The organism is Pseudomonas sp. 478 (assembly GCF_003254125.1).
Taxonomy (GTDB): domain Bacteria; phylum Pseudomonadota; class Gammaproteobacteria; order Pseudomonadales; family Pseudomonadaceae; genus Aquipseudomonas.
Map to the genome: position 1 here is coordinate 163,829 of NZ_QKZG01000008.1, position 25,998 is coordinate 189,826.

Annotated in this window: 23 protein-coding genes; 14 read left to right on the forward strand and 9 right to left on the reverse strand. The window is 58.5% G+C overall.

What is annotated here, in order from left to right; translation table 11 throughout:
* Window positions 1-46: 46 nt before the first annotated feature.
* Together DFS28_RS18210 and pcaR are read right to left on the reverse strand one after the other, a co-directional pair.
* The gene (locus tag DFS28_RS18210) at window positions 47-1,393 is read right to left on the reverse strand and encodes an MFS transporter (protein ID WP_111450928.1); all 1,347 of its coding nucleotides are present in this window, start codon (window positions 1,391-1,393) and stop codon (window positions 47-49) included.
* Window positions 1,394-1,682: 289 nt separating this feature from the next.
* Window positions 1,683-2,525, reverse strand: a complete 843-nt coding sequence (gene pcaR / locus DFS28_RS18215; protein WP_008147316.1) for a pca regulon transcriptional regulator PcaR — start codon at window positions 2,523-2,525, stop codon at window positions 1,683-1,685.
* A gap of 503 nt (window positions 2,526-3,028) precedes the next feature.
* Between pcaR and DFS28_RS30445 the strand changes: the two genes are divergently transcribed.
* The 3 genes from DFS28_RS30445 to DFS28_RS18225 all read left to right on the forward strand — a co-directional run bounded on the left by DFS28_RS30445 (window position 3,029) and on the right by DFS28_RS18225 (window position 5,257).
* Window positions 3,029-3,208 (forward strand): hypothetical protein, encoded by a 180-nt coding sequence (locus DFS28_RS30445; RefSeq protein WP_132834329.1) that lies wholly within the window; start codon window positions 3,029-3,031, stop codon window positions 3,206-3,208.
* Window positions 3,205-3,405 carry a hypothetical protein gene (locus DFS28_RS18220; protein WP_007935837.1) on the forward strand — a complete coding sequence of 67 codons (201 nt, stop codon included), beginning with the start codon at window positions 3,205-3,207 and terminating at the stop codon, window positions 3,403-3,405. Before DFS28_RS30445 ends, DFS28_RS18220 begins: the two co-directional genes overlap by 4 nt.
* A 376-nt stretch (window positions 3,406-3,781) precedes the next feature.
* Window positions 3,782-5,257 (forward strand): inorganic phosphate transporter, encoded by a 1,476-nt coding sequence (locus DFS28_RS18225; protein WP_111450929.1) that lies wholly within the window; start codon window positions 3,782-3,784, stop codon window positions 5,255-5,257.
* 180 nt (window positions 5,258-5,437) lie between these two features.
* On the opposite strand, the gene ccoM is transcribed toward DFS28_RS18225, so the two are convergent.
* The 3 genes from ccoM to DFS28_RS18235 all read right to left on the reverse strand — a co-directional run bounded on the left by ccoM (window position 5,438) and on the right by DFS28_RS18235 (window position 6,299).
* Window positions 5,438-5,551, reverse strand: coding sequence for a cytochrome c oxidase subunit CcoM (gene ccoM / locus DFS28_RS31030; RefSeq protein ID WP_010462558.1), 114 nt, complete (start codon window positions 5,549-5,551; stop codon window positions 5,438-5,440).
* 144 nt (window positions 5,552-5,695) lie between these two features.
* Window positions 5,696-5,857, reverse strand: a complete 162-nt coding sequence (locus DFS28_RS30625) for a hypothetical protein (protein ID WP_095128014.1) — start codon at window positions 5,855-5,857, stop codon at window positions 5,696-5,698.
* A gap of 100 nt (window positions 5,858-5,957) precedes the next feature.
* The gene (locus DFS28_RS18235) at window positions 5,958-6,299 is read right to left on the reverse strand and encodes a hypothetical protein (RefSeq protein ID WP_056739321.1); all 342 of its coding nucleotides are present in this window, start codon (window positions 6,297-6,299) and stop codon (window positions 5,958-5,960) included.
* A gap of 218 nt (window positions 6,300-6,517) precedes the next feature.
* On the opposite strand from DFS28_RS18235, the gene rapA reads away from it, so the two are divergent.
* Window positions 6,518-9,364, forward strand: coding sequence for an RNA polymerase-associated protein RapA (gene rapA / locus DFS28_RS18240; protein WP_111450931.1), 2,847 nt, complete (start codon window positions 6,518-6,520; stop codon window positions 9,362-9,364).
* 168 nt (window positions 9,365-9,532) lie between these two features.
* Here rapA and DFS28_RS18245 read toward each other — a convergent pair whose 3' ends face one another.
* Entirely contained in the window at window positions 9,533-10,882 is a 1,350-nt protein-coding gene (locus tag DFS28_RS18245) for an MFS transporter (protein ID WP_111450932.1), read from the reverse strand.
* 291 nt (window positions 10,883-11,173) lie between these two features.
* Here DFS28_RS18245 and DFS28_RS18250 point away from each other — a divergent pair, with 291 nt between their 5' ends.
* Window positions 11,174-13,456 (forward strand): bifunctional diguanylate cyclase/phosphodiesterase, encoded by a 2,283-nt coding sequence (locus tag DFS28_RS18250; protein ID WP_111450933.1) that lies wholly within the window; start codon window positions 11,174-11,176, stop codon window positions 13,454-13,456.
* Here DFS28_RS18250 and DFS28_RS18255 read toward each other — a convergent pair.
* Window positions 13,347-14,243 (reverse strand): NAD(P)-dependent oxidoreductase, encoded by an 897-nt coding sequence (locus DFS28_RS18255; RefSeq protein WP_111450934.1) that lies wholly within the window; start codon window positions 14,241-14,243, stop codon window positions 13,347-13,349. The two genes, DFS28_RS18250 and DFS28_RS18255, sit on opposite strands and share 110 nt — an antisense overlap.
* A 197-nt stretch (window positions 14,244-14,440) precedes the next feature.
* On the opposite strand from DFS28_RS18255, the gene DFS28_RS18260 reads away from it, so the two are divergent.
* A complete protein-coding gene (locus DFS28_RS18260; RefSeq protein WP_111450935.1) occupies window positions 14,441-16,636 on the forward strand; it encodes a hypothetical protein in 2,196 nt (731 codons plus the stop codon).
* Between the two features lie 280 nt (window positions 16,637-16,916).
* Here DFS28_RS18260 and DFS28_RS18265 read toward each other — a convergent pair whose 3' ends face one another.
* Complete coding sequence (locus DFS28_RS18265; RefSeq protein WP_111450936.1) at window positions 16,917-17,222, reverse strand: DUF2288 domain-containing protein; 306 nt, start codon at window positions 17,220-17,222, stop codon at window positions 16,917-16,919.
* 338 nt (window positions 17,223-17,560) lie between these two features.
* On the opposite strand from DFS28_RS18265, the gene DFS28_RS18270 reads away from it, so the two are divergent.
* From DFS28_RS18270 to DFS28_RS18295, 6 genes are all read left to right on the forward strand, one after another.
* A complete protein-coding gene (locus tag DFS28_RS18270; protein WP_046046219.1) occupies window positions 17,561-18,688 on the forward strand; it encodes a branched-chain amino acid ABC transporter substrate-binding protein in 1,128 nt (375 codons plus the stop codon).
* 232 nt (window positions 18,689-18,920) lie between these two features.
* On the forward strand, window positions 18,921-19,844 hold the full coding sequence (livH, locus tag DFS28_RS18275; protein WP_008147295.1) for a high-affinity branched-chain amino acid ABC transporter permease LivH: 924 nt from the start codon (window positions 18,921-18,923) through the stop codon (window positions 19,842-19,844).
* Window positions 19,841-21,097, forward strand: coding sequence for a high-affinity branched-chain amino acid ABC transporter permease LivM (locus DFS28_RS18280; RefSeq protein WP_111450937.1), 1,257 nt, complete (start codon window positions 19,841-19,843; stop codon window positions 21,095-21,097). Before livH ends, DFS28_RS18280 begins: the two co-directional genes overlap by 4 nt.
* A complete protein-coding gene (gene livG, locus DFS28_RS18285; protein ID WP_008147293.1) occupies window positions 21,094-21,861 on the forward strand; it encodes a high-affinity branched-chain amino acid ABC transporter ATP-binding protein LivG in 768 nt (255 codons plus the stop codon). The genes DFS28_RS18280 and livG overlap by 4 nt, the downstream gene beginning before the upstream one ends.
* The gene (locus tag DFS28_RS18290; protein WP_008147292.1) at window positions 21,862-22,563 is read left to right on the forward strand and encodes an ABC transporter ATP-binding protein; all 702 of its coding nucleotides are present in this window, start codon (window positions 21,862-21,864) and stop codon (window positions 22,561-22,563) included.
* Window positions 22,564-23,098: 535 nt separating this feature from the next.
* On the forward strand, window positions 23,099-23,350 hold the full coding sequence (locus DFS28_RS18295; RefSeq protein ID WP_111450938.1) for a DUF6124 family protein: 252 nt from the start codon (window positions 23,099-23,101) through the stop codon (window positions 23,348-23,350).
* Between the two features lie 123 nt (window positions 23,351-23,473).
* Here the strand turns inward: DFS28_RS18295 and DFS28_RS18300 are convergent, their stop codons facing one another.
* Entirely contained in the window at window positions 23,474-24,388 is a 915-nt protein-coding gene (locus DFS28_RS18300) for a LysR family transcriptional regulator (RefSeq protein ID WP_111450939.1), read from the reverse strand.
* A 104-nt stretch (window positions 24,389-24,492) separates the two neighbouring features.
* Between DFS28_RS18300 and DFS28_RS18305 the strand changes: the two genes are divergently transcribed.
* Window positions 24,493-25,092 (forward strand): short chain dehydrogenase, encoded by a 600-nt coding sequence (locus DFS28_RS18305; protein ID WP_111450940.1) that lies wholly within the window; start codon window positions 24,493-24,495, stop codon window positions 25,090-25,092.
* Between the two features lie 169 nt (window positions 25,093-25,261).
* Window positions 25,262-25,915, forward strand: coding sequence for a COG3650 family protein (locus DFS28_RS18310; protein WP_111450941.1), 654 nt, complete (start codon window positions 25,262-25,264; stop codon window positions 25,913-25,915).
* Window positions 25,916-25,998 lie beyond the last annotated feature (83 nt).

The following is a 25,998-nucleotide window of genomic DNA, read 5'->3' on the forward strand; positions in this document are numbered from 1 at the left end:
CTCGCGAAGAGGCCCGTCAATTCAATAACAATTCCGGAAACTGCCCTCAGGTCGCATCCGCATGGCTGACCATGCCCTTGATCACCACCGCAGTGGTCGCCAATGCCGCTGGAATCACCAGCGCTGTCAGCACTTGTTCAAAGTTCCAGCCCAGCCCCAGTAGCGTTGCACCCATCCATGCGCCGAGAATCGCGCCAAAGCGGCCAATCCCGAGCATCCACGACACCCCGGTCGCCCGCCCCTGCGTCGGATAAAAACGCGCCGCCAAAGAAGGCATCGCCGATTGCGCGCCGTTGACGCACATCCCGGCCACGAGCACCAACGTCGCCAATAGCGTGATGTTGCCCAGGCTCTGCCCTACCGCGTAGGCAAACACCCCGGCGAATAGATAGAAAATGCCGATAACCTTGTGCGGATTGAACCGGTCCATCGCCCAGCCCACGCCCACCGCGCTCAACACCCCGCCAAACTGGAACAACGCGCCGATGAATGCCGCCTGCTCCATGCTCGCGCCACTGTCACGCATCAGCGTCGGCAGCCAACTGGTCAGCAGATAAACGATCACCAACCCCATGAAATAGGTTAGCCACAGCAACAAAGTGCCGGTGCTGTAGGTGCCGGAGAAGATCACCGCGAACACATTGCGGGCCTTCACGGTTTTCTGTTCCGGCACGCTGAAGCTGGAAGCCTGGGCGACGACGGTTGGATCGATGGGCGCCAGGGTCTTGCGCACTTTGTCAGTGCCGCGATTGCGGACGACGAGGTAACGTGCGGATTCCGGCAGCCAGAACAGCAATACGACGGCGAGGATCAGCGGCAAAATCCCGCCGATCATCAGCAGACTGTGCCAGCCAAAGGCCGGAATCAGTTTGGCGGAAATGAAACCGCCGCCCGCCATGCCGAGGTTGAAGCCGCAGAACATGCTGGTCACCAGCAGGGACTTCTTGCGCTCCGGGGTGTACTCGGACAGCAGCGTCGTGGCGTTCGGCATACCGGCACCAAGGCCCAGGCCGGTGAGGAATCGCAGCACCAGCAACTGATCGACGTTGGTGCTGTAAGCCGAAGCCAGGCTGAACGCGCCGAACAACAGCACCGCGCCCACCAGTACGATTTTTCGCCCGAAGCGGTCAGCCAATGGGCCAGAACCCAGTGCACCGAAGACCATTCCGATCAGCGCCGCGCTCATCACCGGGCCGAGACTGGCGCGGTCGATGCCCCAATCCTGAGACAGGGCGGGCGCGATAAAACCCATGGCCGCCGTGTCGAGGCCATCGAGGAAAACAATCAGGAAACACAGGATCACCACTCGCCATTGGTAGCGCGAAATGGGTTGAGCATTGATGAATGACTGCACGTCGAGGCAGTTTCCTACAGCAGACTGGGGCTGGTTCATTATTTTTATTCCACGCAAAGAACGCAGTCGAACGGGTGTCAGCCAAGGCTGACGCTGTCACAAGAAAGGGGGATCGGAATCAGGCGATGCGGTTCCGGCAGGGAAACCGATGGGAACAGCGACAGTCGGGAAACGTACGCATGGGAGGTGCCTCTTCTCATTATTATTGGGGTCGTCGCCCGGCAATGGAGCGAGAACAGCAGCGCCGGATGACGCTGCCGCGACATTAATGATCCAAGGGAAAGAGCGTCAATTCGATAAACGCGACTCTGTGCGTTTATCGAACAGCTTAGGCGAAGAGTTGCGCGCTGAGGTCGCGACTCGCGCTCAAAAGGCCAGGCAGGAAACGTTGTTCCAGCTCGTTGCGGCTGACTCGGCCGGCGTGGGTACTGACGTTTAGCGCCGCCACCACTTGGCCGGAAGCGTCGTACACCGGAACGGCAATCGAGCGCAGACCTTGCTCCAGTTCCTGATCGACGATGCACCAGCCTTGCTGCCGCACCTCTTGCAGGCATTCGAGCAACGCCTCGGGGGTGTGCAGGGTTCGGCTGGTCTTGGCTTGCAGCTCGGCATGGTCGAGGTACTCGCGCAGTGACGTATCGTCCAGCGCCGCGAGAAGAATCCGCCCCATCGAAGTGCAATAGGCAGGCAGACGTCCACCGACCGACAGGTCGACGGAAATCAGTCGCTGGGTGGTGGCCGAACGCGCGATGTACAAGATGTCATCGCCTTCCAGAGTGGCCATGTTGCAAGCTTCATGAAGTTGCTCGCTCATCCGGTCCAGGTAGGGCTGAGCGGAAACAGCCAGCGGCGTCGAGGACACATAGGCATGGCCAAGCGTCAGTACTTTTGGCAACAGCGAATAGGTTCGGCCGTCGGTGGTGGCGTAGCCGAGTTTGATCAGCGTGTGCAGGCAACGTCGCACAGCGGCGCGGGGGATTTCCGTGCGATGACTGATCTGGGCGATGGTGAGGTGACGTTTGCGTTCCTGGAACGCCTGCACCACAGCCAGGCCTCGGGCCAAGGACGTCATGAAATCCGGGTCGCCGGTCAGTGCCTGGATCCGCTTGGCGGGCGAGGCAACGATCGGCGGCGCCACTGAAGCGAAGGAATTGCGCATTTGATCGTTCATAAAAGGTCCTTTTCCCACACGGTTCAGCGGCTATTACAAGCGGCAGCCGGTCCCTCACACAACCCCGGCCAGCCAAGATTGTGCGATTATCGAACCATCGACCGATTATCGCAATCGGACCCGCCGATTCGATTTTATTGAACGGGCTTGCCCGCACCAGTTTTTTACACTGGCTCTGACGCAAACTAGAAGGTTCGATGTAATGTCCTAACTTGTTCGACTTCATGGCGTCAGAAAGGCATCACTGTAACGTCGTGCCGCAGAACCACCTATTAGCCGTATAAAGTTGCGAGTAACAAAACAATCACACATCAAGACCCACTTTTAACTCTTTGGCGATAGTGTTCTTCGAATCGACCGCTATAATGAAATTCAGTGGTGACCGGTTTTTAATTGCCGATTCCGCCGCCCGGTAGCGCGATGTTCCATCGCCGTTACCCGCAGCAAACGCCTGACACTCATTTCATATGCTTCGCCAAGGTGTTCGCTGAAACAGGAAACTGATGCTACGTCAGCTGTTTATCTCTGGTGCCGTGGCCGCCTGCAACATGGAAGTAATTGATCGCAACGCCGTAAAAAATGATGCCTTTGCGGGCCTTGTTCCATTCGACGAGCGTGGTCAAATACATTTGATGCAGTCGTTTCACCAGAATTTATCTCAACTCAATCAGGTAGCACTGTGACGAAAGACGAACTGCGCGCGGAACTTGAGCGCCAGGAACAACGTTACAAGGAAGTTTACGGCGGGGAAGTCACCACCTACGCCGCTCAGCCCGAACCGGAACGCAAACCCTGGCGTAAACGCGCCACCGTTCAGGATCAGGCTTTCACTCAAGAATTGCAGAAAATGGAAAAGGAACTCAAAGCCGAAGAGCCATAAGCCCTCGGCCTGAATCCTTTCAAGGGTCTGCGTCTGCACCCGTAAAAAACGGGATGTATCGATGATGCCTTTCGCGCCCGCTACCAGCGGGCAGCGGCCACCTCACCCACCGGATGAGGTAAATGGCGCATCTCTGGCCCTCTTTTCAGATATTTCACACAAGCGTTAAAACCTCTTGCTCCTACGAGAGAACGCCTTGTGTCTGCGGCCTTTTCAAAGAAATTCAATGACTTGCAAAACCCAGTAAAAACCTGGGGCTTGGGCCGTTGCCGAAAATTAATTCGTTGAAGAATGTTACCGATGAGCAGCAAGTGCATTGATTAGCAGTCTTTTCTGGCATAATCGCGCCCCCTTACGACCGGGTCAGAAAACCTTCATGATCGATTTATTCAGCGGACTAGATGCTTGGGTGCTTGTGAGCCTCTTGCTCGCCCTGGCCTTTGTCCTCGCCTTCGAGTTCATCAACGGCTTTCATGACACCGCTAACGCGGTGGCCACTGTTATCTACACCAAAGCCATGCCGCCCCATCTGGCGGTGTTTTTTTCCGGTGTGTTCAACTTCCTTGGCGTGCTGCTGGGCGGTGTCGGCGTGGCGTATGCCATCGTCCACCTGCTGCCGGTAGAGCTGCTGATCAATGTGAACACCGGTCACGGGCTGGCCATGGTGTTCTCGCTGCTCGCCGCCGCTATCACCTGGAACTTGGGCACCTGGTACTTCGGTATCCCGGCTTCCAGCTCCCATACGCTGATCGGGTCGATCCTCGGTGTCGGCCTTGCCAACGCCTTGATCAACGACATTCCGTTGGCTGATGGCGTGAACTGGCAGAAAGCGATCGATATCGGTGCGTCCCTGGTGTTCTCGCCAATGGCCGGTTTCCTCGTTGCCGCCTTGGTCCTCATCGGACTGAAATGGTGGCGTCCGCTGTCGAAGATGCACAAGACACCGGACCAGCGCCGCAAGCTCGATGACAAGAAGCACCCGCCGTTCTGGAACCGTCTGGTACTGGTGATCTCGGCCATGGCCGTGAGCTTCGTGCACGGCTCCAACGATGGCCAGAAAGGTATCGGCCTGATCATGCTGGTGCTGATCGGTATCGTGCCGGCGCAGTTCGTACTCGACCTGGGCAGCACAACCTACCAGATCGAACGGACTCGCGACGCGACCCTGCACCTGAGCCAGTTCTACAAGCGCAATGCCGATACGCTGGGTGAATTCCTGGCCTTGGGCAAAAGCGTGGAAGGCGACCTGCCGGAGAAATTCCGTTGCAATCCGCAACAGACCGAACCGACCATCACCGCCCTGCTCGGCACCCTTAAAGGTGTAGCGGACTACCACTCGCTGCCGGCGGAAAGCCGCATCGAAGTGCGTCGCTACTTGCTCTGCCTGGACGACACGGCGAAGAAAGTCAGCAAGCTTCCTGGTCTCGCTGCCCGTGAAAAGGCTGACCTGGACAAGTTACGCAAAGACCTGACCACCACCACCGAATATGCCCCGTTCTGGGTGATTCTGGCGGTCGCTCTGGCACTCGGCCTGGGTACCATGGTTGGCTGGAAGCGTGTGGTTCTGACCATCGGCGAGAAGATCGGCAAGCAAGGCATGACCTACGCTCAAGGCATGTCTGCACAGATCACCACCGCGGGCATGATCGGCCTGGCCAACATCTTCAGCCTGCCGGTTTCCACCACCCACGTCCTGTCCTCGGGCGTGGCCGGCACCATGGTCGCCAATAAAAGCGGCCTCCAGGGTGGCACCGTCAAAACCATCCTGCTGGCCTGGATCCTGACCCTGCCAGCCACAGTGGCCCTGTCGGCCGGCCTGTTCTGGCTGGCGTCGAAGGCACTGGGCAGCTGATACATCGCTGCAACGAAAAAGGCGCGTTCCGTGAGGTTCGCGCCTTTTTTATGCCGCAATCTTCGCTACACCGCCGCTCCCACAGTAGTTCTATGTACATCCGACAGATTTTCGTAGGCAAAAAAAAGGGCAACCGAAGTTGCCCAAAATGCCTTGCGTGCTCATTGCTTCCAGAAAGACCTACGGTTTGCGCTTGTGCGAATCTTTCCAGATAAAAAATCCAAACCCTGCAAAAAACAGAACCATGAGGCCGACTGTCAGCACTCCGGCGATCACCACGTTGTCGAAAAACATGACTGGCCTCCTGCGGTTGCTTTGTTGCGATGGGGCTAAGTTAACCAATCAGGCAGGAGAAGAAATTGACCGGGATCAATATCGCCCGAGACTGGGCGTAAAGGAGGGGAAATAACTGACCTGCATCAATCGATGCAGGGTGTTTCAACGCTTTTTCGGTTTGTTCTTCGGCTTTTTCTTCGCTTTACCCAACGGCATGGCGTGCTCGAACGCCTGACGCACTTCGTTCAGGCGCTTTTCATTAAGGTCATGAACCCGCTTGGCGCGTTCGGCGTTGAGGTCGATCAGCTTGTCGTCTTGGCTCATGGTGCTCAGTGCATCGCTTGGAGTGAAATTCAGTTGCCGCGTGTGCAGGCAAGGATGTGCCAATAATGCGGTCTGATGGCAGCGCTGACCAGCCATGAGCTCAAATCTGGATATCGACCCACAAACCCTGCCGTGGCTGATCTTCCATCAATGGCGCCACTGGCACGGTATTGTCGGCGTTGAGCTCGTCACCAGGAATCGCCAGGTGTTCTTCAGGATCTTCATCTGCTTCACGGCGGCGCCTTTGCTGCTCCTGCTTGCGGCGCTGTTCCTCGCGCAGCTGAAACCCCGCCTCTTCCGGATCGCGCTGCTGCAGGTCGATGGTGCTTTCGTTGGAGCTTTCCTGCACCGGGACCACGGGTGGAATATCCGGCCGCTGGCGAATCGGATCCTGCTGTGAGGTGATTGGCACGGCACTCAAGGGGAGCATCGGTAGCAGCATAATTATTGGTCTCCTGTCAGCAGGCTGTCGGCTGCGGGGATGCCGACTTGAGCCATCGGTCGCAAACTGTGACCCGTTTGGCACGAATAGGTGCCCCGACCTGCAGGCGCTGCATCATTGGACTAACGGAAGACTGCGAGTTTTTATGAGAGTCCTTTGGCCCTGAAGCCCTCATTCCGTTAAGATAGCCCGCTTTTTCAAGGTGGGAGTCAGGCAGCATGGCGCAGCAGTATCAACCGGGGCAACGCTGGATCAGTGACAGCGAAGCCGAGCTGGGTTTAGGCACCGTTCTGGCACAGGACGGCCGCTTGTTGACCGTGCTCTACCCGGCCACTGGCGAGACTCGCCAGTACGCGCTACGGAATGCGCCCCTCACCCGCGTGCGGTTTTCGCCGGGTGACTCGATCACTCACTTCGAAGGCTGGAAACTGACCGTACAGGAAGTCGACGACATCGACGGCCTGCTGGTTTACCACGGCCTCAACGGGCACAACGAAGTGGTTACCCTGCCGGAAACCCAACTGTCGAACTTCATTCAGTTCCGTCTGGCCAGCGATCGTTTGTTCGCCGGGCAGATCGACCCGCTGGCCTGGTTCTCCCTGCGATACAACACCCTGGAACACACCAGCCGCCAGTTGCAGTCCGCGCTTTGGGGCCTCGGTGGCGTACGTGCGCAACCGATCGCGCACCAGCTGCACATCGCCCGTGAAGTCGCCGACCGCATTGCGCCGCGGGTTCTGCTGGCGGACGAAGTGGGTCTGGGTAAAACCATCGAAGCCGGCCTGGTGATCCATCGCCAACTGCTCTCGGGCCGCGCCAACCGCGTGCTGATCCTGGTTCCGGAGAACCTTCAGCACCAGTGGCTGGTCGAGATGCGCCGCCGCTTCAACCTGCAAGTTGCGCTGTTTGACGAAGAACGCTTCATCGAAAGCGATGCCGCCAACCCGTTCGAAGACACCCAGCTCGCGCTGGTTGCACTCGAGTGGCTGGTAGAAGACGAGAAGGCCCAGGACGCGCTGTTTGCCGCCGGTTGGGACCTGATGGTCGTCGACGAAGCGCACCACTTGGTGTGGCATGAAGACAAGGCCAGCCCGGAATACTCGCTGGTTGAACAACTGGCCGAAGTCATTCCCGGCGTTTTACTGCTGACCGCAACCCCGGAACAACTGGGTCAGGACAGCCACTTTGCGCGTCTGCGCCTGCTCGATCCGAACCGTTTCCATGACCTGCACGCCTTCCGCGCCGAAAGCGAAAACTATCGCCCGGTGGCCGAAGCCGTCCAGGAGCTGCTGGACAAGGGGCGCCTGTCGCCTGAAGCGCACAAGACCATTCACGGTTTCCTCGGCAACGAAGGCGAAGCGCTGCTGACCGCCGTCAACGATGGCGACACCGAAGCCTGCGCCCGTCTGGTCCGCGAACTGCTCGACCGCCACGGCACCGGCCGCGTGCTGTTCCGCAACACCCGCGCCGCCGTGCAGGGTTTCCCGGAGCGCAAACTGCATCCGTACCCGCTGCCATGCCCCGACGAATACCTCGAATTGCCATTGGGTGATCACGCCGAGCTGTACCCGGAAGTCAGCTTCCAGGCCCAGCCGGACGCCAACGAAGAAGAACGCTGGTGGAAATTCGACCCGCGCGTCGAGTGGCTGATCGACACGCTGAAGATGCTCAAGCGCACCAAAGTGCTGGTGATCTGCGCCCACGCCGAAACTGCCATGGACCTGGAAGACGCCCTGCGCGTGCGCTCCGGCATCCCGGCCACGGTCTTCCACGAAGGCATGAACATCCTCGAGCGTGACCGCGCCGCCGCCTACTTCGCCGACGAAGAATTTGGCGCACAAGTGCTGATCTGCTCGGAAATCGGTAGTGAAGGTCGTAACTTCCAGTTCTCGCACCACTTGGTGCTGTTCGATCTGCCCTCGCACCCGGACCTGCTGGAGCAGCGTATCGGTCGTCTGGACCGGATCGGCCAGAAGCACATCATCGAACTGCACGTGCCGTACCTGGAAACCAGCCCGCAACAGCGCCTGTTCCAGTGGTACCACGAAGCGCTGAACGCGTTCCTCAATACTTGCCCGACCGGCAACGCCCTGCAGCATCAGTTCGGCCCGCGCCTGCTGCCGCTGCTGGAAAATGCCGACGACGGCGAGTGGCAAGCGCTGATCGACGAAGCCCGCGCCGAGCGTGAACGCATGGAAGCCGAACTGCACACCGGCCGTGACCGCTTGCTGGAACTCAATTCCGGCGGCGCTGGCGAAGGTGATGCACTGGTCGAGGACATCCTTGAGCAAGACGACCAGTTCGCCCTGCCGATCTACATGGAAACTTTGTTCGATGCCTTCGGCATCGACAGCGAAGACCATTCGGAAAACGCGCTGATCCTCAAGCCGAGCGAAAAAATGCTCGACGCCAGCTTCCCGCTGGGCGACGACGAAGGCGTGACCATCACTTACGACCGCAACCAGGCGCTGTCTCGCGAAGACATGCAGTTCATTACCTGGGAGCACCCGATGGTTCAAGGCGGCATGGACCTGGTCTTGTCCGGTTCCATGGGCAACACCGCCGTGGCGCTGATCAAGAACAAGGCATTGAAGCCCGGCACCGTGTTGCTGGAATTGCTCTACGTCAGCGAAGTGGTTGCCCCGCGCTCGCTGCAACTGGGCCGTTACCTGCCGCCGGCCGCCCTGCGCTGCCTGCTCGATGCCAATGGCAACGACCTGTCGGCCCGTGTGTCGTTCGAAACCCTTAACGATCAGCTGGAAAGCGTGCCGCGTGCCAGCGCCAACAAGTTCATCCAGGCCCAGCGCGATCAGCTGACGCCACGGATCAACGCCGGTGAAGAGAAGATCTTCCCGCGTCACGCCGAGCGCGTGGCTGAGGCGCAGCGTCGCCTGGCCGCCGACACCGACGAAGAACTGGCGCGCCTGACCGCGTTGCAAGCGGTCAACCCGACCGTGCGCGACAGCGAACTGGTTGCCCTGCGCAAGCAACGCGAGCAAGGCCTGGCCATGCTCGACAAGGCTGCGCTGCGACTGGAAGCGATTCGGGTGTTGGTGGCGGGTTAACTCCCCTGCCCCACCGCTAAAACAAAAGGCCCGCAGCGATGCGGGCCTTTTTTTGTCTGCTGATCGTTAAGGTGTTGCTGATGGCCTCTTCGCGAGCAAGCCCGCTCCCACATGGGTACTGTGGCGTTCACAAATCCCCTGTGGGAGCGGGCTTGCTCGCGAAGGCGATCATGCAGTCACCGCAGTCCCCACAGGCTCAACCACCGCCACCAACCCTTCCTTCATCCGCTTGGCATCGCGCACAAAACACCGCGAAGCCAGGAACAGAAACATCATGGTGAAAAATAGCGCCACCGGGATCAAATACATCGCGTCGTGCAAGCCGACAGCCTTGAACGCTTCGGTCATCTGTTCAGCTCCGGCCGAGAGCATCGCCGTATGCGCAAAGTGGTCGGACAATGCCCCCACCACCACTGGCCCCAAACCACCCCCCAGCAAATACAACCCGGCAAAGAACAGCGCCATGGCCGTAGCCCGCAAGCGCGGCTCGACTACGTCCTGAATGGCGGTATAAACGCAGGTGTAGAAGTTGTAGGCAAACAACCAGCCCACACTGAACACCGCCACAAACACACCGATCTCGATCCGCCCGGAATGCAGCGCCCACGCCGTGCACACCGTCGAGATGATCAAGCTGAACGCGGCAAACAGCAGTCGCCCATTGGCCACCCGCTGGTGAATCTTGTCCGCGACCCAACCGCCCAGTGTCAGGCCGAACAAACCGGTCACGCCGACGATCACCCCGGTCGCCACCGCCGCTTCCTGTAATGGCATCAGGAAATAGCGCTGCAGCATCGGCACCAGAAATGAGTTGCAGGCATACGTGGCGAAGTTGAAGCACAGCCCCGCCATCACCAGCCACAGGAAAGTCGGCACCGCCAACACCCGACGGATTGGCCGGTCTACGCGCTCCTGAGAAACCTGCACACTCTCTGCGGCGCCGCGTTTCGGCTCTTTGATAAAGAACATGAAGATCGCCAGGATCAGCCCCGGCACTGCCGCGATAAAGAACGGCGCGCGCCAGCTGTCGAACGCCTTGACCATCGCGCCGATGGTGAAGAACGCTAGCAGCAGTCCCAACGGCAGCCCCAGCATGAAGATACCCATCGCCCGCGCCCGGCGGTGGGCCGGGAACAGGTCGCCGATCAGCGAGTTGGCGGCCGGTGCGTAACTGGCTTCACCGATGCCGATGCCCATGCGCACGATCAGGAACGCCCAGAAACTCCCCACCAGTCCGTTGACCGCCGTCAGCCCGCTCCACGCCGCCAGGCCCCAGCCCATCAATTTGCTGCGCGAACCGGTATCGGCCATCCGTCCCAGAGGCAGGCCGGCAATGGCATAAACGAGGGTGAATGCGGTGCCGATGATCCCCAGCTGAAAGTCGCTGAGGTGCCATTCCATACGGATCGGTTCGATGATGATGGCCGGAATGGTGCGATCGAAGAAGTTGAACAGGTTGGCCAGGAACAGCAGGAACAGAATGCGCCAGGCATTCGCCGCTTGGGTCGAGTTCTGCATGGGTCCGTCTCTTTTATTGTTATTGGGGCTTCACTGCCAGCGCATCCGAGCCCGGAACCTGCAATCTAGTCAGGCCCGCCAGAGCTGTCTGTCATTATTTGTAAAGCTGATATCCGCCCATGGAAGATGTCGCAGCTGATCTACCATTTATGTCCAAACGCTCTAACGCTCATTCCAAAATGGTTAGGGCCAATTTGCCACTATCGTTTGCACTCTAAACATGCCTTCTATACTCCAAAGCATTCGCCAGCGTTCATGGCGTAAGCCAGGATGACAACGACGGGGCATGCTATGGAGTGGCTTGGCTTGCATTTCATCACCGAGCTGACGGCGAGCGGCCAGGTAATACTCAACGGCACACTTGACCCTATTCTGGTACTGCTGGCCTATCTGGTCGCCGGTGTCGGTAGCTTTGCCACATTGGACATGGCCGAACGGGTCGGTCACGCGGAAAAACCCGCCTCGCAGCGGCTCTGGCGCTGGGTCGGCGCCGGTTGCCTGGCAGGCGGGATCTGGGCCATGCACTTTATTGGCATGCTGGCATTCAAGGCGCCGATCGACATTCAATATGACTTGCCTATCACTCTCCTTTCTCTGTTGATCGCCCTGCTCGCCTCGTGGCTGGCCATGCATGCTCTCAGCCATCCCCGCCTGAGTTTTTGGCAATATCTCCAGGCGTCGATCTGCATTGGCCTGGGCATCGCCACCATGCATTACGTGGGCATGACCGCCATGCGTTCGAGTGCGATGGCCTATTACCAACCCACGCTGTTCGCCCTCTCCATTGTGATCGCCATCGGTGCCAGCCTTGCAGCCCTGCTGATATCAAGTCATCTGCGCGACGGCACCGGTCTGTTCCATCAACTGCTCAAATACAGCGCCAGCCTGGTGCTCGGCGCAGGCATTATCAGCATGCACGTCACCGCGATGGCCGCCTTTAATCTGGTGCTGCCCGCTGACAGCCTCCTGCCGCTGCCCGGCGCAAACAATCATCTGCAACTGGGTCTGACGGTGGCGATCATGACGCTGCTGATCATCGGCAGCAGCATCAGCGCGGCGCTGGCGGACAAGAAGCTGCAAAACAAGGAGCACGATCTGCAACGGGTCAACGCCCTGCTCAGTCAACTGGACCAGGCGCGGATGTCGTTACAACAGGTGGCGCACTATGACGCTCTGACCAACCTGATCAACCGCCGGGGTTTCAACCAGATCTTCGCCGAGAAGCTCATGGAGAAAACCAATGAAGGCGGCATGCTGGCGGTCATGTTTCTGGACATCGACCATTTCAAGCGAATCAATGACAGCCTGGGCCATGACGCCGGCGACGAATTGCTCAAAGTCCTGGCCAACCACATAAAAGTTTCAGTGCGCAGCCACGACGATGTCGTCGCGCGCTTCGGAGGCGACGAGTTTTGCATCCTCATCGGCCTGCATGATCGTGAAGAAGCACGGCACATGGCCCAGCGCATCATGGCGAAAATGAAGGAACCCATCGAGCTGTCCGGGCGGCGCATGGTCATGACCACCAGTATCGGCATCAGCGTGTTTCCGGAAGATGGCAAGACTTGCGAAGAGTTGCTGAAAAACGCGGACCTGGCGCTGTATCAGTCCAAGGACAGCGGGCGCAATGGCCTGAATTTCTTCAGCGAAAACCTGAAGACACGGGCGACGCTGGAACTGCAACTGGAAGAAGAACTGCGCCACGCCCTGCGCGAAAACACCGGCCTGATGCTCTATTACCAACCGATCTACGACCTGAAAAATGCTCAGGTCAGCAAGCTTGAAGCGCTGATCCGCTGGCAACATCCGGTTCACGGACTGCTGACACCGGACCGGTTCATTGCCATCGCCGAGGCCAACGGCCTGATCGCCGAACTGGACAACTGGGTCCTGCGCAAGGCCTGTGAGGATCTGGGCGAGTTGTCCCTTCAGGGCTGCGAAGAACTGCACATCGCCGTGAATTGCTCGCCCTTGAACCTGGCGCGCGAAGAACTGGCCAATGAAATCGAACACGCGCTACGGGTCGCCGGAGTGGCGCCGCAGCGGCTGGAACTGGAAGTGACGGAAAATGCGCTGATGGGCAACATCGCCAATACGCTGGTATTGCTACGCCAGATTCGTGCCCTCGGCGTGTCGCTGTCGATTGATGACTTCGGCACCGGTTATTCATCACTGGCCTATCTCAAACGGCTGCCACTCAATACGCTGAAGATCGACCGCTCGTTCATCCAGGACATTCCCAAGGCCACCCAGGACATGGAAATCGTGCAAGCGATCCTCGTCATGGCCCACACGCTGCATTTGCAGGTGGTGACCGAAGGCGTCGAAACCCTTGAGCAATACGAATTTCTGGAACGTAACGGCTGCGACTTCGTGCAGGGCTACCTGCTCAGTCGTCCGGTACCGCTGGCGCAATTGCGTCCCGTGCTGAGCGAAATCAACCAGCGCAAGCACTCGCACACGGTCAGCCCTTTGAGTCTGGCTCGCGGTACATCTGCACAAGCGTCGACGGATCTTTTTCCAGGAATCCCTGGCCCCCATGCAGTCGCATCAATTGTGCGGCCAATCCACTGATCGGCGTGGCCGAGCCTTGCTCACGGGAAAACTTCACCGCGGTATCGAGGTCCTTGAGCAGCGTGCGCACATGCCATTTCACCGGTTCGAAACGGCTTTCGGCCATTTGCGGACCGAGGATCTGCAAGGGCTTTGAATCGGCAAACCCGCCTGCCAGCGCCTCGGCGATCAGACTGGCCTGGACCCCGGAACGCTCGGCCAACGCCACGACTTCGGCGATCACCAGCGCGTTGCAGGCGACGATCATCTGATTGCAAGCCTTGGTCACCTGCCCCGCTCCGACGGCGCCCATGTGGGTCACGCGCTGCCCGAGGCTCAACAGCACAGGCCTGACGCGCTCAAGATCCGCCGTTTCACCGCCCACCATGATCGCCAGGCTGCCAGCCTCGGCGCCGACCACTCCGCCTGACACCGGTGCATCCAGCCAGCTCATGCAGGCCTGGCCGACTAGCGCTGTCGCCATTTCCCGCGTCGCGGTAGGTTCCAGGCTGGAAAAATCCACCAGCAATTGACCGCTTTTCGCACCTTGCGCAATTCCTGCCGCGCCAAACACCACCTCACGAACCACCGACGTGTCCGCCAGGCACAACATCACCACGTCGGCGTGCTGACACAGCTCAGCCGGCGTGGCGACCTGTCGTGCACCGGCCTCGACCAGCGGCGCGCACTTGGCTGGATTGCGGTTCCACACCGTCAGCGGGTAACCCGCTGCCAACAGGCGCTGACACATTGGCAAGCCCATCAGGCCGACCCCGGCAAACCCGAGTGAAGGTAACGCTGCCATCATTTGGCCTCCTTTTGATTAAAGATCATCGAATATTGGCCGATTCATCATGACTTAGGAAAGGATTCCCCCGAGCGATGCTCAGGCCAAGGCCCTGACGCTTGGGCCAAATACGCGCTGAAAAAAAACGCGAGATCCCATCCGTGATGGTTCGACGACACCGTGTCGCTCAACCAACCAGCCCAGGTACATGGCGCACAATGACTTCTAAAAACAATCCGGCCACTGCGATACCCGATCTGACGTTGAGCCCCGCGGCGAACAGCTCCGCACCGTCGAAGCCATTGACGCCATCGCGCCCGTTGGCGACTCAGCAATACCTGTACTTCACCGAAACCAACACCGATCGTATCCTCGATAACCTCGACGGTCTGCGTGACATGGTGTTCCCGCGCCCACCGCATCTGGAAGGCGACAGCGAACATCACAGCGATCAGGAATTCCCGTCGGTGTGCCTGATCGGCCTGGGCCGTTGCGGTTCGAACATCGCGCTGGACGTGGCAGAGCTGGTGTACAACGCCCGTAAGTTCTACCTCAACGAATTCAATAACGAAGATCGCCTGTCGCCGGACAAACGTTTCGCCGAAAAGGGCTACAGCCCGGCACAGTGGATTCGCAACAACCTGCGTCTGGGGCCGAACAAGGCCACCAAACCGGTGTTTCTGGTAGAACCCCTGGTCATGCTCGGCGACCTGGACAAAGACATCGCCGGCCGCATCCGTTTCTCGCGCAAGGGCGAAAAAAGCGGCTTCCTGCGCGACTACAGCAAAATGAAAATCATGGACTTGTCGGAAGTCCACGCCGGTGGCGCCGGTAACGCGCCGATCCTCGGTCAGTACCTGGCCAAGATCATCCTGAACAAGGACACCCAGCGTTTCTCCAGCCCTGACTGGAAGATGATTCACTCGTACCTGATCGACAGCTGCGGGATCAAGGCCAACCAATCGCGCCTGTATTTCTCGATTTTCAGCGCCGGTGGCGGTACCGGTTCGGGCATGGCCTCGGAATTCGGCCTGGCCCAGCAGCACTCGTACATGAACAAGACGTTCGACACCAAGCCGATGGACGAGCACGACGGCAAGAGCGGTCATTCCTTCGTCTTCGAGCCGATCTTCACCAGCGGCATCTGCGTGCTGCCGAACATTTCCGATCACCGCAGCGAAATGTCCGAGGCGCTGCACATCAACGCCGGTCGTCTGCTGTGTAAATACCTGTCTGAAGAGTGGGACTTCTCCTACAACTTCGCCAACGAAGACAGCAGCGAAGCCAGTGTCATGGGTCGTATCCGCCCATGGAACGCCATGATGCTGATCTCCAACGACATCATGCGTTATGCCGAAGAAAGCGATGACGGCAACATCCAGAACATCGACGTCAACGCGATGGAAAAGCACGCTAACCAATACATCTCACAGCAGATCTTCAACATTCTGACGGCGCAAGCGGTGACCACCGACTACGACCAGAACTATTTCCGTCGGGCTGGCATCGACATTGGCGAAACCATTCGCCTCGACGCCAACGACCTGTTCATGAGCCTGGCCGGCCCCGTAGCGATTGCCTACGCCGAGTCCGTGGTGCCGGAAACGCCTCCGCCGAGCAACGACAAGTTCAAAGTGTTCGAGAAAGAACCGCAACGCCTGAACATCGACGATTTGTTCTTCCGCTCCATCGACTTGCCGCACTTCAACAAAGTGACCCAGGCGATCGAAGGCATCAGCCTGTTGCCCATCGAATCCAAGCGCTATCGCGCCTCACTGGAGCAGTACAAGAATTCGGGTTACGACGCGGCCGCGTTGCACGACTTGCACTTCTTCAAGAACTGCTCGTCGGTGGTCTCGATTGTTTCGCTGCCAAAGGACTACAAGCTGTCCTACATGGACTTGAACCGGTTGAAGACCCACCTCAACAGCCTGTTCCCGAACACCACGCTCAAGCGTTATGCGCTGGTCATCGGCGCCTCGGCCAACTTGTCGCTGACCACCCTGATCGCCAAGAGCCCATGCCTGTCGGACGATTTCTTGACGCTGATCGTGGCCTTCATCAAGCGTTGCTTCGCGAAAAACCCGTACCGCTTTGACGAGACTCTGGATAACTCGATCCTGGACTTCATCATTAATGAAGAGTTCGACGAGGACCGTATCGACGAACTGCTGAATGAGTTCGAGAACCCGGCGAAGATCCTCGACACCAATTGGTACGCGATCAAACCGATGTACGAGAAGAAGTACCGCGAGCTGATCAACGACAAAGACAAGTTCGTCTCGATCAATGACATTCGTCTGTCCCGGGATTGCGTGAAGAAGGCGATCAAGTACTTGCGCGAGATTTATCGTCACCGGATTGGCAAGACTAAGGTTATTTCTTTGAATAACCATACGGGCAAGACGGCTTAGTCAGTGATGACCTCTTCGCGAGCAAGCCCGCTCCCACCTTTGACCGCATTCCTAAATGTGGGAGCGGGCTTGCTCGCGAAGGCGGACTTACATTCTCCACAAATCCCAACATCCAGAAACAATTAAGCAGCCAATCGGCTGCTCGATAAACTGTTCCCGTTACGTTTACGTCACCGTGATGCTGGCCCGCCTGTGGCCTTTCTCTACGGCAACGTGCCATCACGCTACTCGGCTACACACTTTTGCCCGACAAGGTAGCGCACCAATAGAGTGCGAATCTTCAGCTCGTCGCCCTTTCCTGGATCATAATCCACGGCGAAACGACCACTGCCCACAGCTCCGGATCGCGTTCGAAAAGATCCAGCGCCCGCGTTTCAGACAGCTTGGCGACCTTGTCGGCGGCCAACCAGGCAGCCACTTTCTCGCCTTCGTCGGTCGCGACTGCCTCCGCTGCAGCAATCAAATCCAGACCGGGATCGACCCACAATAGGGCACCCCTGGCGAAGAACGGCTCCAGCTCCTTCCAGGTAATAGATGCGGTTTCACCAAGCAGCTTGGCATAGAGGGTGCTAGGTTCTTGAGTCATGGGTCCTGTCCGGAAAAGAAATCGACGTAATCATAACGTTGGTGGTCTGGCAGAAAAACCCGGATGCAATTGAGTGACCGATTGAAAACAGCAGGAAAGCCAAGGATTGCTGATATTTCAGCTATAACCCCCGCCGCCATTCTGTCTTTTTCTTTCAAAAAAGCGACACCCTCAGGTTTTGCCCCCTGGCGCCAGCTTCCCAGGCTAACAATTGGCGCTCTACACTGTACCGGTACAGTTGCCGGGGGCATTTTCCGGGGGATATCGAAGATATCTGACCCGGTTCTGCTGCTACGGCGCCAGGACTATAAAAACTACAACAGTAAGAGTGGAGCACTATGACTAAGGCTACTAAGCAGATTTCCAAACTGTTTGCCGCTATGGTTCTGGCCGGGGTTGCCAGCCATTCGTTCGCAGCTGACACCATCAAGATCGGCATCGCCGGCCCTAAAACCGGCCCTGTAGCCCAATACGGCGACATGCAGTTCAGTGGCGCCAAAATGGCCATCGAACAGATCAACGCCAAAGGCGGCGTAGACGGCAAGAAACTCGAAGCCGTTGAATACGATGACGCCTGTGATCCAAAACAAGCGGTAGCGGTCGCGAACAAAGTCGTCAACGACGGCGTCAAGTTCGTGGTCGGTCACCTGTGCTCCAGCTCCACTCAACCGGCTTCGGACATTTACGAAGACGAAGGCGTGATCATGATCACCCCGGCTGCCACCAGCCCGGACATCACCAATCGCGGTTACAAAATGATCTTCCGTACTATCGGTCTGGACAGCGCCCAGGGCCCTGCCGCCGGTAACTACATTGCCGACTTCGTAAAACCGAAGATCGTTGCTGTTCTGCACGACAAACAGCAATACGGTGAAGGCATCGCCACCGCCGTGAAGAAAACCCTGGAAGGCAAAAACGTCAAGGTTGCCGTGTTCGAAGGCATCAACGCCGGCGACAAAGACTTCTCTTCGATGATCTCCAAGCTCAAGCAAGCCAACGTCGACTTCGTCTACTACGGCGGCTACCACCCGGAGCTGGGCCTGATCCTGCGTCAAGCCCAGGAAAAAGGCCTGAAAGCCAAGTTCATGGGTCCGGAAGGCGTGGGTAACGACTCCATTTCGCAGATCGCCAAAGACGCTTCCGAAGGTCTGCTGGTAACCCTGCCGAAATCCTTCGACCAGGATCCGGCCAACATCGCCCTGGCTGATGCGTTCAAAGCCAAGAAAGAAGACCCGAGCGGTCCGTTCGTGTTCCCGGCCTACTCGGCTGTGACCGTGATTGCCGACGGTATCAAGGCTGCCAAGAGCGAAGACGCTGCCAAAGTGGCTGAAGCCATCCACGCAGGCACCTTCAAGACCCCGACTGGCGACCTGAGCTTCGACGCCAAGGGCGACCTGAAAGACTTCAAATTTGTGGTTTACGAGTGGCACTTCGGCAAACCTAAAACTGAAGCCAAGCCTCAGTAAGGCGTTGCCTGACTGACTGCCAATAAAGCCCACGGCGTGCCGTGGGCTTTGTTTTACGAACGTATTGGGCCGCGCTGGCGTGATCCGCCAGTCTCCCCACCTGAAAATCTCAAAACCGTCATCAGCGGTTCGCTGGCAAACCTCGCGTTCGAAGTGGATGCAGATCCACGGGGCTCGAGCGGGAAAATGACTCCACCAGTGAAATGCGTATCAGGTTTTTAGGAGCGCTGTAATGCCTGACATCTATCACTTTTTCCAACAGCTGGTTAATGGTTTGACCATTGGCAGCACGTATGCCCTGATCGCCATCGGCTATACGATGGTTTACGGCATCATTGGAATGATCAACTTCGCCCACGGCGAGGTGTACATGATTGGTTCCTACGTGGCGTTCATCGCCATTGCGGGCCTGTCCATGATGGGACTCGACAGTGTTCCGCTGTTGATGACCGCCGCTTTTCTCGCGACCATAGTCGTGACCAGTGCCTACGGTTACAGCATCGAACGGATCGCCTACCGCCCTCTGCGCGGCAGCAACCGTCTGATCCCGCTGATTTCCGCCATCGGCATGTCGATCTTCCTGCAGAACACGGTTCTGCTGGCGCAAGACTCCAAGGACAAATCCATCCCCAACCTGATCCCCGGTAACTTCTCCATCGGGCCAGGTGGCGCACATGAAGTGCTGATTTCCTACATGCAAATCGTGGTGTTCGTGGTGACCTTTGTCGCCATGCTCGGCCTGACGCTGTTCATCTCCCGCTCTCGCCTGGGTCGCGCCTGCCGCGCCTGTGCCGAAGACATCAAGATGGCCAACCTCTTGGGTATCAACACCAACAACATCATCGCCCTGACCTTCGTCATCGGTGCCGCACTGGCAGCCATCGCGGCTGTATTGCTGAGCATGCAATACGGCGTGATCAACCCGAACGCCGGTTTCCTGGTCGGCCTCAAAGCCTTCACCGCAGCGGTACTGGGCGGTATCGGCAGCATCCCCGGCGCCATGCTCGGCGGGATTGTGCTGGGGGTGGCGGAAGCCTTTGGTGCCGATATCTTCGGCGACCAGTACAAGGACGTTGTGGCGTTCGGTCTATTGGTTCTGGTGTTGTTGTTCCGGCCTACCGGCCTGTTGGGCCGTCCGGAGGTTGAAAAAGTATGACTAGGAATCTTAAACAGGCGTTGTTCAGCGCCTTGCTGGTATGGGCCGTTGCCTACCCGGTACTCGGTCTGAAACTGACCATCGTCGGCATCAACCTCGAAGTCCACGGCACCAGCACTACAACGCTGATCACCATCGCCGTGTGCTCGGTGCTGATGTTCCTGCGGGTGTTGTTCGACCAGCAGATCAGTTCGGCCTGGAAATCCTCGCCGAACCTGCCGGTGATGCCGGCCAAGGCCAGTACGTTCCTGACCCTGCCGACCACTCAGCGCTGGATCATCATCGCGTTGATTATCGGTGCGCTGGTCTGGCCGTTCTTCGGTTCCCGCGGTGCGGTGGATATCGCCACGCTGGTGCTGATCTACGTGATGCTCGGCCTGGGCCTGAACATCGTGGTCGGTCTGGCCGGTCTGCTCGACCTCGGTTACGTCGGCTTCTATGCCGTCGGCGCCTATAGCTATGCGCTGCTGTCGCACTACTACGGTCTGAGCTTCTGGATCTGCCTGCCGATCGCCGGGATGATGGCGGCCACCTTCGGCTTCCTGCTTGGTTTCCCAGTGCTGCGTCTGCGCGGTGACTATCTGGCGATCGTGACCCTGGGGTTCGGTGAAATCATCCGTCTGTTCCTGCGTAACCTGACCGGCCTCACGGGGGGTCCGAACGGCATCAGTAACATCGAGAAACCGACGTTCTTCGGCCTGACCTTCGAACGCAAAGCCGCTGAAGGCCTGCAGACGTTCCACGAGTACTTCGGCCTGGAATACAACTCGATCAACAAGGTGATCTTCCTTTACCTCGTTGCGCTGTTGCTGGCGCTGTTTGCCCTGTTCGTGATCAACCGCTTGCTGCGCATGCCGCTGGGCCGTGCCTGGGAAGCGTTGCGTGAAGACGAAATCGCCTGCCGTGCGCTGGGTCTCAATCCTACGGTCATCAAGCTCTCGGCCTTCACCCTCGGTGCGTGCTTCGCCGGTTTTGCCGGCAGCTTCTTCGCCGCGCGTCAGGGCCTGGTGACACCGGAGTCGTTCACCTTCATCGAATCGGCGACCATCCTCGCCATCGTGGTGCTGGGTGGCATGGGCTCGCAACTGGGCGTCGTACTCGCCGCCACGGTGATGATCCTGTTGCCGGAAATGATGCGTGAGTTCAGTGAATACCGCATGTTGATGTTCGGCGCCTTGATGGTGCTGATGATGATCTGGCGTCCTCAAGGACTGCTGCCCATGCAACGTCCTCACATGGAGCTGCGCAAATGAGCCGCGAGATCCTTAAAGTCGAAAATCTGAGCATGCGCTTCGGCGGCTTGCTGGCGGTCAACGGCGTAGCCCTGAGCGTGAAGGAAAAACAGGTCGTGGCACTGATCGGCCCCAACGGCGCCGGCAAGACCACCGTGTTCAACTGCCTGACCGGTTTCTACCAGCCGAGTGGCGGCAGCATCCTGCTGGACGGCGAGCCGATCCAGGGCCTGCCCGGCCACAAGATCGCCCTCAAAGGCGTGGTGCGCACCTTCCAGAACGTGCGGCTGTTCAAGGACATGACGGCGGTCGAAAACCTCTTGATCGCCCAGCACCGTCACCTGAACACCAACTTCCTGGCCGGTCTGTTCAAGACCCCGTCGTTCCGCAAGAGCGAGCGCGAGGCCATGGAGTTCGCCGAGTTCTGGCTGGACAAGGTCAACCTCAAGGCATTCGCCAACCGTCCGGCCGGCACCCTGGCCTACGGTCAGCAACGTCGTCTGGAAATCGCTCGCTGCATGATGACCCGTCCGCGGATCCTCATGCTCGACGAACCGGCCGCCGGCCTGAACCCGAAAGAAACCGAAGACCTGAAGGCGCTGATCAGCATGTTGCGTGAAGAGCACAATGTCACCGTGCTGCTGATCGAACACGACATGAAACTGGTCATGAGCATTTCCGACCACATCGTCGTGATCAACCAGGGCACACCTCTGGCCGACGGCACGCCGGAACAGATCCGCGACAATCCCGAAGTGATCAAAGCCTACCTGGGGGAAGCGTAAATGCTGCAATTCGAAAACGTTTCCACCTTCTACGGCAAGATCCAGGCCCTGCACAGCGTCAACGTCGAAGTCCGCCAGGGCGAGATCGTGACCCTGATCGGCGCCAACGGTGCCGGCAAATCGACCCTGCTGATGACGCTCTGCGGTTCGCCGCAAGCCCACAGTGGCAGCATCCGCTACATGGGTGAGGAATTGGTCGGTCAGAGTTCCTCACAGATCATGCGCAAGAGCATCGCCGTCGTGCCGGAAGGTCGTCGGGTGTTTGCCCGTCTGACCGTGGAAGAAAACCTCGCCATGGGCGGGTTCTTCACCGACAAGGGTGATTATCAGGAACAGATGGACAAGGTCCTCGGACTTTTCCCACGTCTGAAAGAACGCTTCGCCCAACGCGGCGGCACCATGTCCGGCGGCGAACAGCAAATGCTCGCTATCGGCCGTGCGCTGATGAGCAAACCCAAGCTGTTGCTGCTCGATGAACCTTCATTGGGCCTGGCACCGATCATCATCCAGCAGATCTTCGACATCATCGAACAGCTGCGCAAGGATGGCGTGACGGTGTTTTTGGTGGAGCAGAACGCCAACCAGGCGTTGAAAATTGCCGACCGTGCGTACGTTCTGGAGAACGGCCGGGTGGTGATGACAGGTACTGGGGAAGCATTGCTGACTGACCCGAAAGTGCGTGAAGCGTACCTGGGTGGTTGAGTCTTTGCGGTAAACAAAAAACGGCCTTCGGGCCGTTTTTTTATGCTTGTCATAATGGAAATCTCCCCCGTAGGAGCTGCCGAAGGCTGCGATCTTTTGATCTTGGTTTTCGCCAGGACCACCGAAGATCAAGATCAAAAGATCGCAGCCTTCGGCAGCTCCTACAGGGGATTTTTGGTGTTCTGGAGAGTGTGTTTAATCAGTGTCCGTGTTACTTCCTGCAAGCTACATCACCTTGCGTCGTTGCCTACAGCTACGCCAGAATCCGCCGGCTTGTGCGTCTTGGGGCCTGCCTCTATCGTTTCCCTGCCACTGCCCATCAGTGGTCGGGTTTAGTCGCTCGGTAGTTCTCCCGGATCGCATAAGTTCCAAAAAGTCAGGTATTCCATCCCTGCACTTGACGGTGGCTGTGTGCAGGGCGCCCTCGGGCGCGCCGATATCCGGGGTTCTCGATCGGTCGACTAACCTGTGCACAGCCGCCACCTTTTCGTTTAGTCGCGAGCGGGTTGCAGCCTCATATAGAGAGAACCCGTAAATGTTCAAGAATTCACCCAATCCCCCGCACAATCCCAGCCCGATGTTTGTCGTCGCGCCCGGTATCGATATGCAAACCCTGCTGGGCCATGCCTGTGAATCACTTGCGTCGGCGAGTGTGATGGCCAGCAATTTCGCCGCTTTCCTGGAAGGTTCGCACCGCAACATGCTGCTCGGCATCCAGCAAAGCATCATGCTGGGCGAACTGGCGGTGAATCGGGCGCTGGATCAAATTGACCAACAAGAATCCTGATCACCAAGATCACCCTGTGGGAGCGGGCTTGCTCGCGAAATCGGTGTGACATTCAGTATTAATGCTGACTGACACTCCGCTTTCGCGAGCAAGCCCGCTCCCACAGTGTCGGGTGGTGAGCTGCTATCGTTGGAGTCGATCCAGCGCTTCACCGCTGCGCTTGAACCATCCGATCAGGTAATCCGCCAACACCTGTGTGCGTTTCGGCAACCCTCCCTGATACGGGTGAACCAGGTACATCGGCATTCTGCGGGTCTGATAGTCGCGCAGGAGCCAGCGCAAACGGCCGTCAGCCAATTCCGCTTGCAGCAGGTAGGACGGCAACCGCGCAATGCCGGCGCCGGCCAGCGCCGCTTTTTTCAGCAGGCTGTAATGGTTGCTGGCGAACGGTCCCGAGACGCGAACCCGCAACAACTCGTGTTGCTGGTGATAGAGCCACTCTTCGCGACCGCTGTAGTGACTGTTGAGCAGACAGCGATGTTCAGCGAGGGCCTGCGGCGTCAGCGGTTCGCCGTATTGCTCAAGGTAAGCCGGGCTGGCGCAGGTCATTTCGTGCCAGGCCAATAGCGGTCGGGCCACCAGGCGCTCGTCATTGCCCACCTCGGAGCGAACCGCGAGATCAAATCCGTCGCGGGACAAATCACGGTAGTTGTTGCTCAGGTCCAGCTCGATCTGCACCTCGGGGTACTTGCCAGAGAACTCCAGCAACAAGCCATCGAAGAAGGTTTCCCCCAGCGATACCGGAACCGTCATACGCACCGGCCCGGCCATGTCGTCCTTCAGCCGCGCCAATGCCTGACGCGCCCTCTCGACTTGGACTACGAGCGCCTGGGCTTGCGGCAACAGCGCCGCGCCCGCGGCCGTCAGGCTCAAACGGCGGGTGGTGCGTTGCAGCAGCACCACTGAAAACCGCGATTCCAGTTGGCTGATGCGCTTGGATAACTGACCTTTGCTGCACCCCAGCTGCTGCGCCGCCAGTGTGAAACTGCCTGCTTCAATCAATATCGCGAACGCCGCCAGATCATCCATTTCGCTCATGGATTGTTTCCATTTGAAAACCAAAGGTTGCCTATTAGCACGCTTATCGATGGAAAAAACCACTCTAGACTGAAGCCACTTTCAACCACTCAAGGAACAGCAGCATGAAAATTCTTTTGATAGGCGCAGGCGGCACCATCGGTTCGGCGGTCGACAAGGAGCTGTCCGAGCGTCACGAGATCATCCGCATTGGCCGCAACAGCGGTAATTTCCATGTGGATATCAGCGACAGCGCATCGATTCGCAAGCTGTTCGAGCAAACCGGCAAGTTCGATGCACTGGTCTGCGCCGCCGGCAACGTGACCTTCGCCCCCCTCGGTGAAATGACCGGAGAAAGCTTCGCACTGGGCCTGAAAGACAAGTTGATGGGTCAGGTCAATCTGCTGCTGATCGGCCGCGAGTACGCCAACGACGGCGCCTCGTTCACCTTCACCACGGGCGTGCTCAGCCACGACCCGATCCGCAGCGGCGCCTCGGCAGCGCTGGTCAATGGCGCCCTGGACAGCTTCGTCCGCGCCGCAGCGATCGAACTGCCTCGCGGCCTGCGCGTCAATTCGGTGAGCCCGAACGTACTGGTCGAAGCCATGGGCAAATACGCACCGTATTTCCGCGGCTACAAACCGGTTCTGGCAGCGGACGTGGCATTGGCCTACGCCAAAAGCGTCGAGGGCCTGCAAACAGGTCAGACCTTTCACGTGGGCTAAGCCGCCGCGACCTGTAGGAGCACGGCTTGCCGGCGATGGCGATATCGAAGACGCCATCGCCGGCAAGCCGTGCTCCTACAAGTGATGGGCGAATCGAATTCAAAAATCGTGGGGTTGTGATGAACGGTCAGGCTGAGTAACGTGGCGGCACTTGTCTGGAGACTCAAAGATGCGTGTTGCCCGTTCCTTAGTCCTTGTTGCCCTGCTTCCGTTGTTTGCCGCTTGCCAGTTGCTCGACGGCCCGCGTGAAAGTGCCTCCCACGTGGGCCAGACCCGCATGCAGGGCCAGTTGGCGGCGGCCGACGGCAAACTGTTGTTCCAGCCGTGCAATGAACAGCGCAGTTATGTGGTCAACGACACCGGCGGCACCAGCCTCCTGCAAGAGGCCGCGACCCTGGCCGATGCTCAGGGCAAGCTGTTTGCTGACGTACGCGGGCGGGTCGTCGACAGCCGTCTCGACCTTGCGCAGCTGTACCGCGTCGAGCGCTCGGGCACTGCATGCAACGATCCGAATTTCAAAGTGCTGATTCTGCGCGCTGCCGGCCATGGGCCTGAGTGGAACGTGAAAGTCAGCGGCAAAGGGATGGTCATCGAGCGCGCCGGTCAGCCGCCATTGGCCGTACCCTACGTTGAAGAGCAACTGGGCGATGGCCGCTTCAACCTCAGCACCGAAGCCAATAACCAGCACATCGAACTGTGGGTCGCGCCGCAACGTTGCGTCGACAGCAGCACCGGCAGTGTCCAGCACATGAGCGCCGAACTGCGCATCGACGGTCAGGTTCAGCGTGGCTGCGGATATTTCGGCGGATCGCGTAACGACTGATCGTTTTAGCCTCACGGGAATCATTCGTTGAGGCTTATAATCGCGGGCTTCAAACGCCTTGGCGCAGTTGTGCGCCCCGCGAA

Coding starts and splice junctions, on each gene's coding strand:
- DFS28_RS30445 (WP_132834329.1), top strand. CDS start 3,029: ATGCTACGTCAGCTGTTTATCTCTGGTGCCGTGGCCGCCTGCAACATG.
- DFS28_RS18245 (WP_111450932.1), bottom strand. CDS start 10,882: ATGCAGAACTCGACCCAAGCGGCGAATGCCTGGCGCATTCTGTTCCTG.
- livH (WP_008147295.1), top strand. CDS start 18,921: ATGCCTGACATCTATCACTTTTTCCAACAGCTGGTTAATGGTTTGACC.
- rapA (WP_111450931.1), top strand. CDS start 6,518: ATGGCGCAGCAGTATCAACCGGGGCAACGCTGGATCAGTGACAGCGAA.
- DFS28_RS30625 (WP_095128014.1), bottom strand. CDS start 5,857: ATGAGCCAAGACGACAAGCTGATCGACCTCAACGCCGAACGCGCCAAG.
- DFS28_RS18255 (WP_111450934.1), bottom strand. CDS start 14,243: ATGATGGCAGCGTTACCTTCACTCGGGTTTGCCGGGGTCGGCCTGATG.
- DFS28_RS18265 (WP_111450936.1), bottom strand. CDS start 17,222: ATGACTCAAGAACCTAGCACCCTCTATGCCAAGCTGCTTGGTGAAACC.
- DFS28_RS18250 (WP_111450933.1), top strand. CDS start 11,174: ATGGAGTGGCTTGGCTTGCATTTCATCACCGAGCTGACGGCGAGCGGC.
- DFS28_RS18300 (WP_111450939.1), bottom strand. CDS start 24,388: ATGAGCGAAATGGATGATCTGGCGGCGTTCGCGATATTGATTGAAGCA.
- DFS28_RS18295 (WP_111450938.1), top strand. CDS start 23,099: ATGTTCAAGAATTCACCCAATCCCCCGCACAATCCCAGCCCGATGTTT.
- DFS28_RS18210 (WP_111450928.1), bottom strand. CDS start 1,393: ATGAACCAGCCCCAGTCTGCTGTAGGAAACTGCCTCGACGTGCAGTCA.
- pcaR (WP_008147316.1), bottom strand. CDS start 2,525: ATGAACGATCAAATGCGCAATTCCTTCGCTTCAGTGGCGCCGCCGATC.
- DFS28_RS18235 (WP_056739321.1), bottom strand. CDS start 6,299: ATGCTGCTACCGATGCTCCCCTTGAGTGCCGTGCCAATCACCTCACAG.
- DFS28_RS18305 (WP_111450940.1), top strand. CDS start 24,493: ATGAAAATTCTTTTGATAGGCGCAGGCGGCACCATCGGTTCGGCGGTC.
- DFS28_RS18260 (WP_111450935.1), top strand. CDS start 14,441: ATGACTTCTAAAAACAATCCGGCCACTGCGATACCCGATCTGACGTTG.
- ccoM (WP_010462558.1), bottom strand. CDS start 5,551: ATGTTTTTCGACAACGTGGTGATCGCCGGAGTGCTGACAGTCGGCCTC.
- DFS28_RS18310 (WP_111450941.1), top strand. CDS start 25,262: ATGCGTGTTGCCCGTTCCTTAGTCCTTGTTGCCCTGCTTCCGTTGTTT.
- livG (WP_008147293.1), top strand. CDS start 21,094: ATGAGCCGCGAGATCCTTAAAGTCGAAAATCTGAGCATGCGCTTCGGC.
- DFS28_RS18290 (WP_008147292.1), top strand. CDS start 21,862: ATGCTGCAATTCGAAAACGTTTCCACCTTCTACGGCAAGATCCAGGCC.
- DFS28_RS18280 (WP_111450937.1), top strand. CDS start 19,841: ATGACTAGGAATCTTAAACAGGCGTTGTTCAGCGCCTTGCTGGTATGG.
- DFS28_RS18225 (WP_111450929.1), top strand. CDS start 3,782: ATGATCGATTTATTCAGCGGACTAGATGCTTGGGTGCTTGTGAGCCTC.
- DFS28_RS18270 (WP_046046219.1), top strand. CDS start 17,561: ATGACTAAGGCTACTAAGCAGATTTCCAAACTGTTTGCCGCTATGGTT.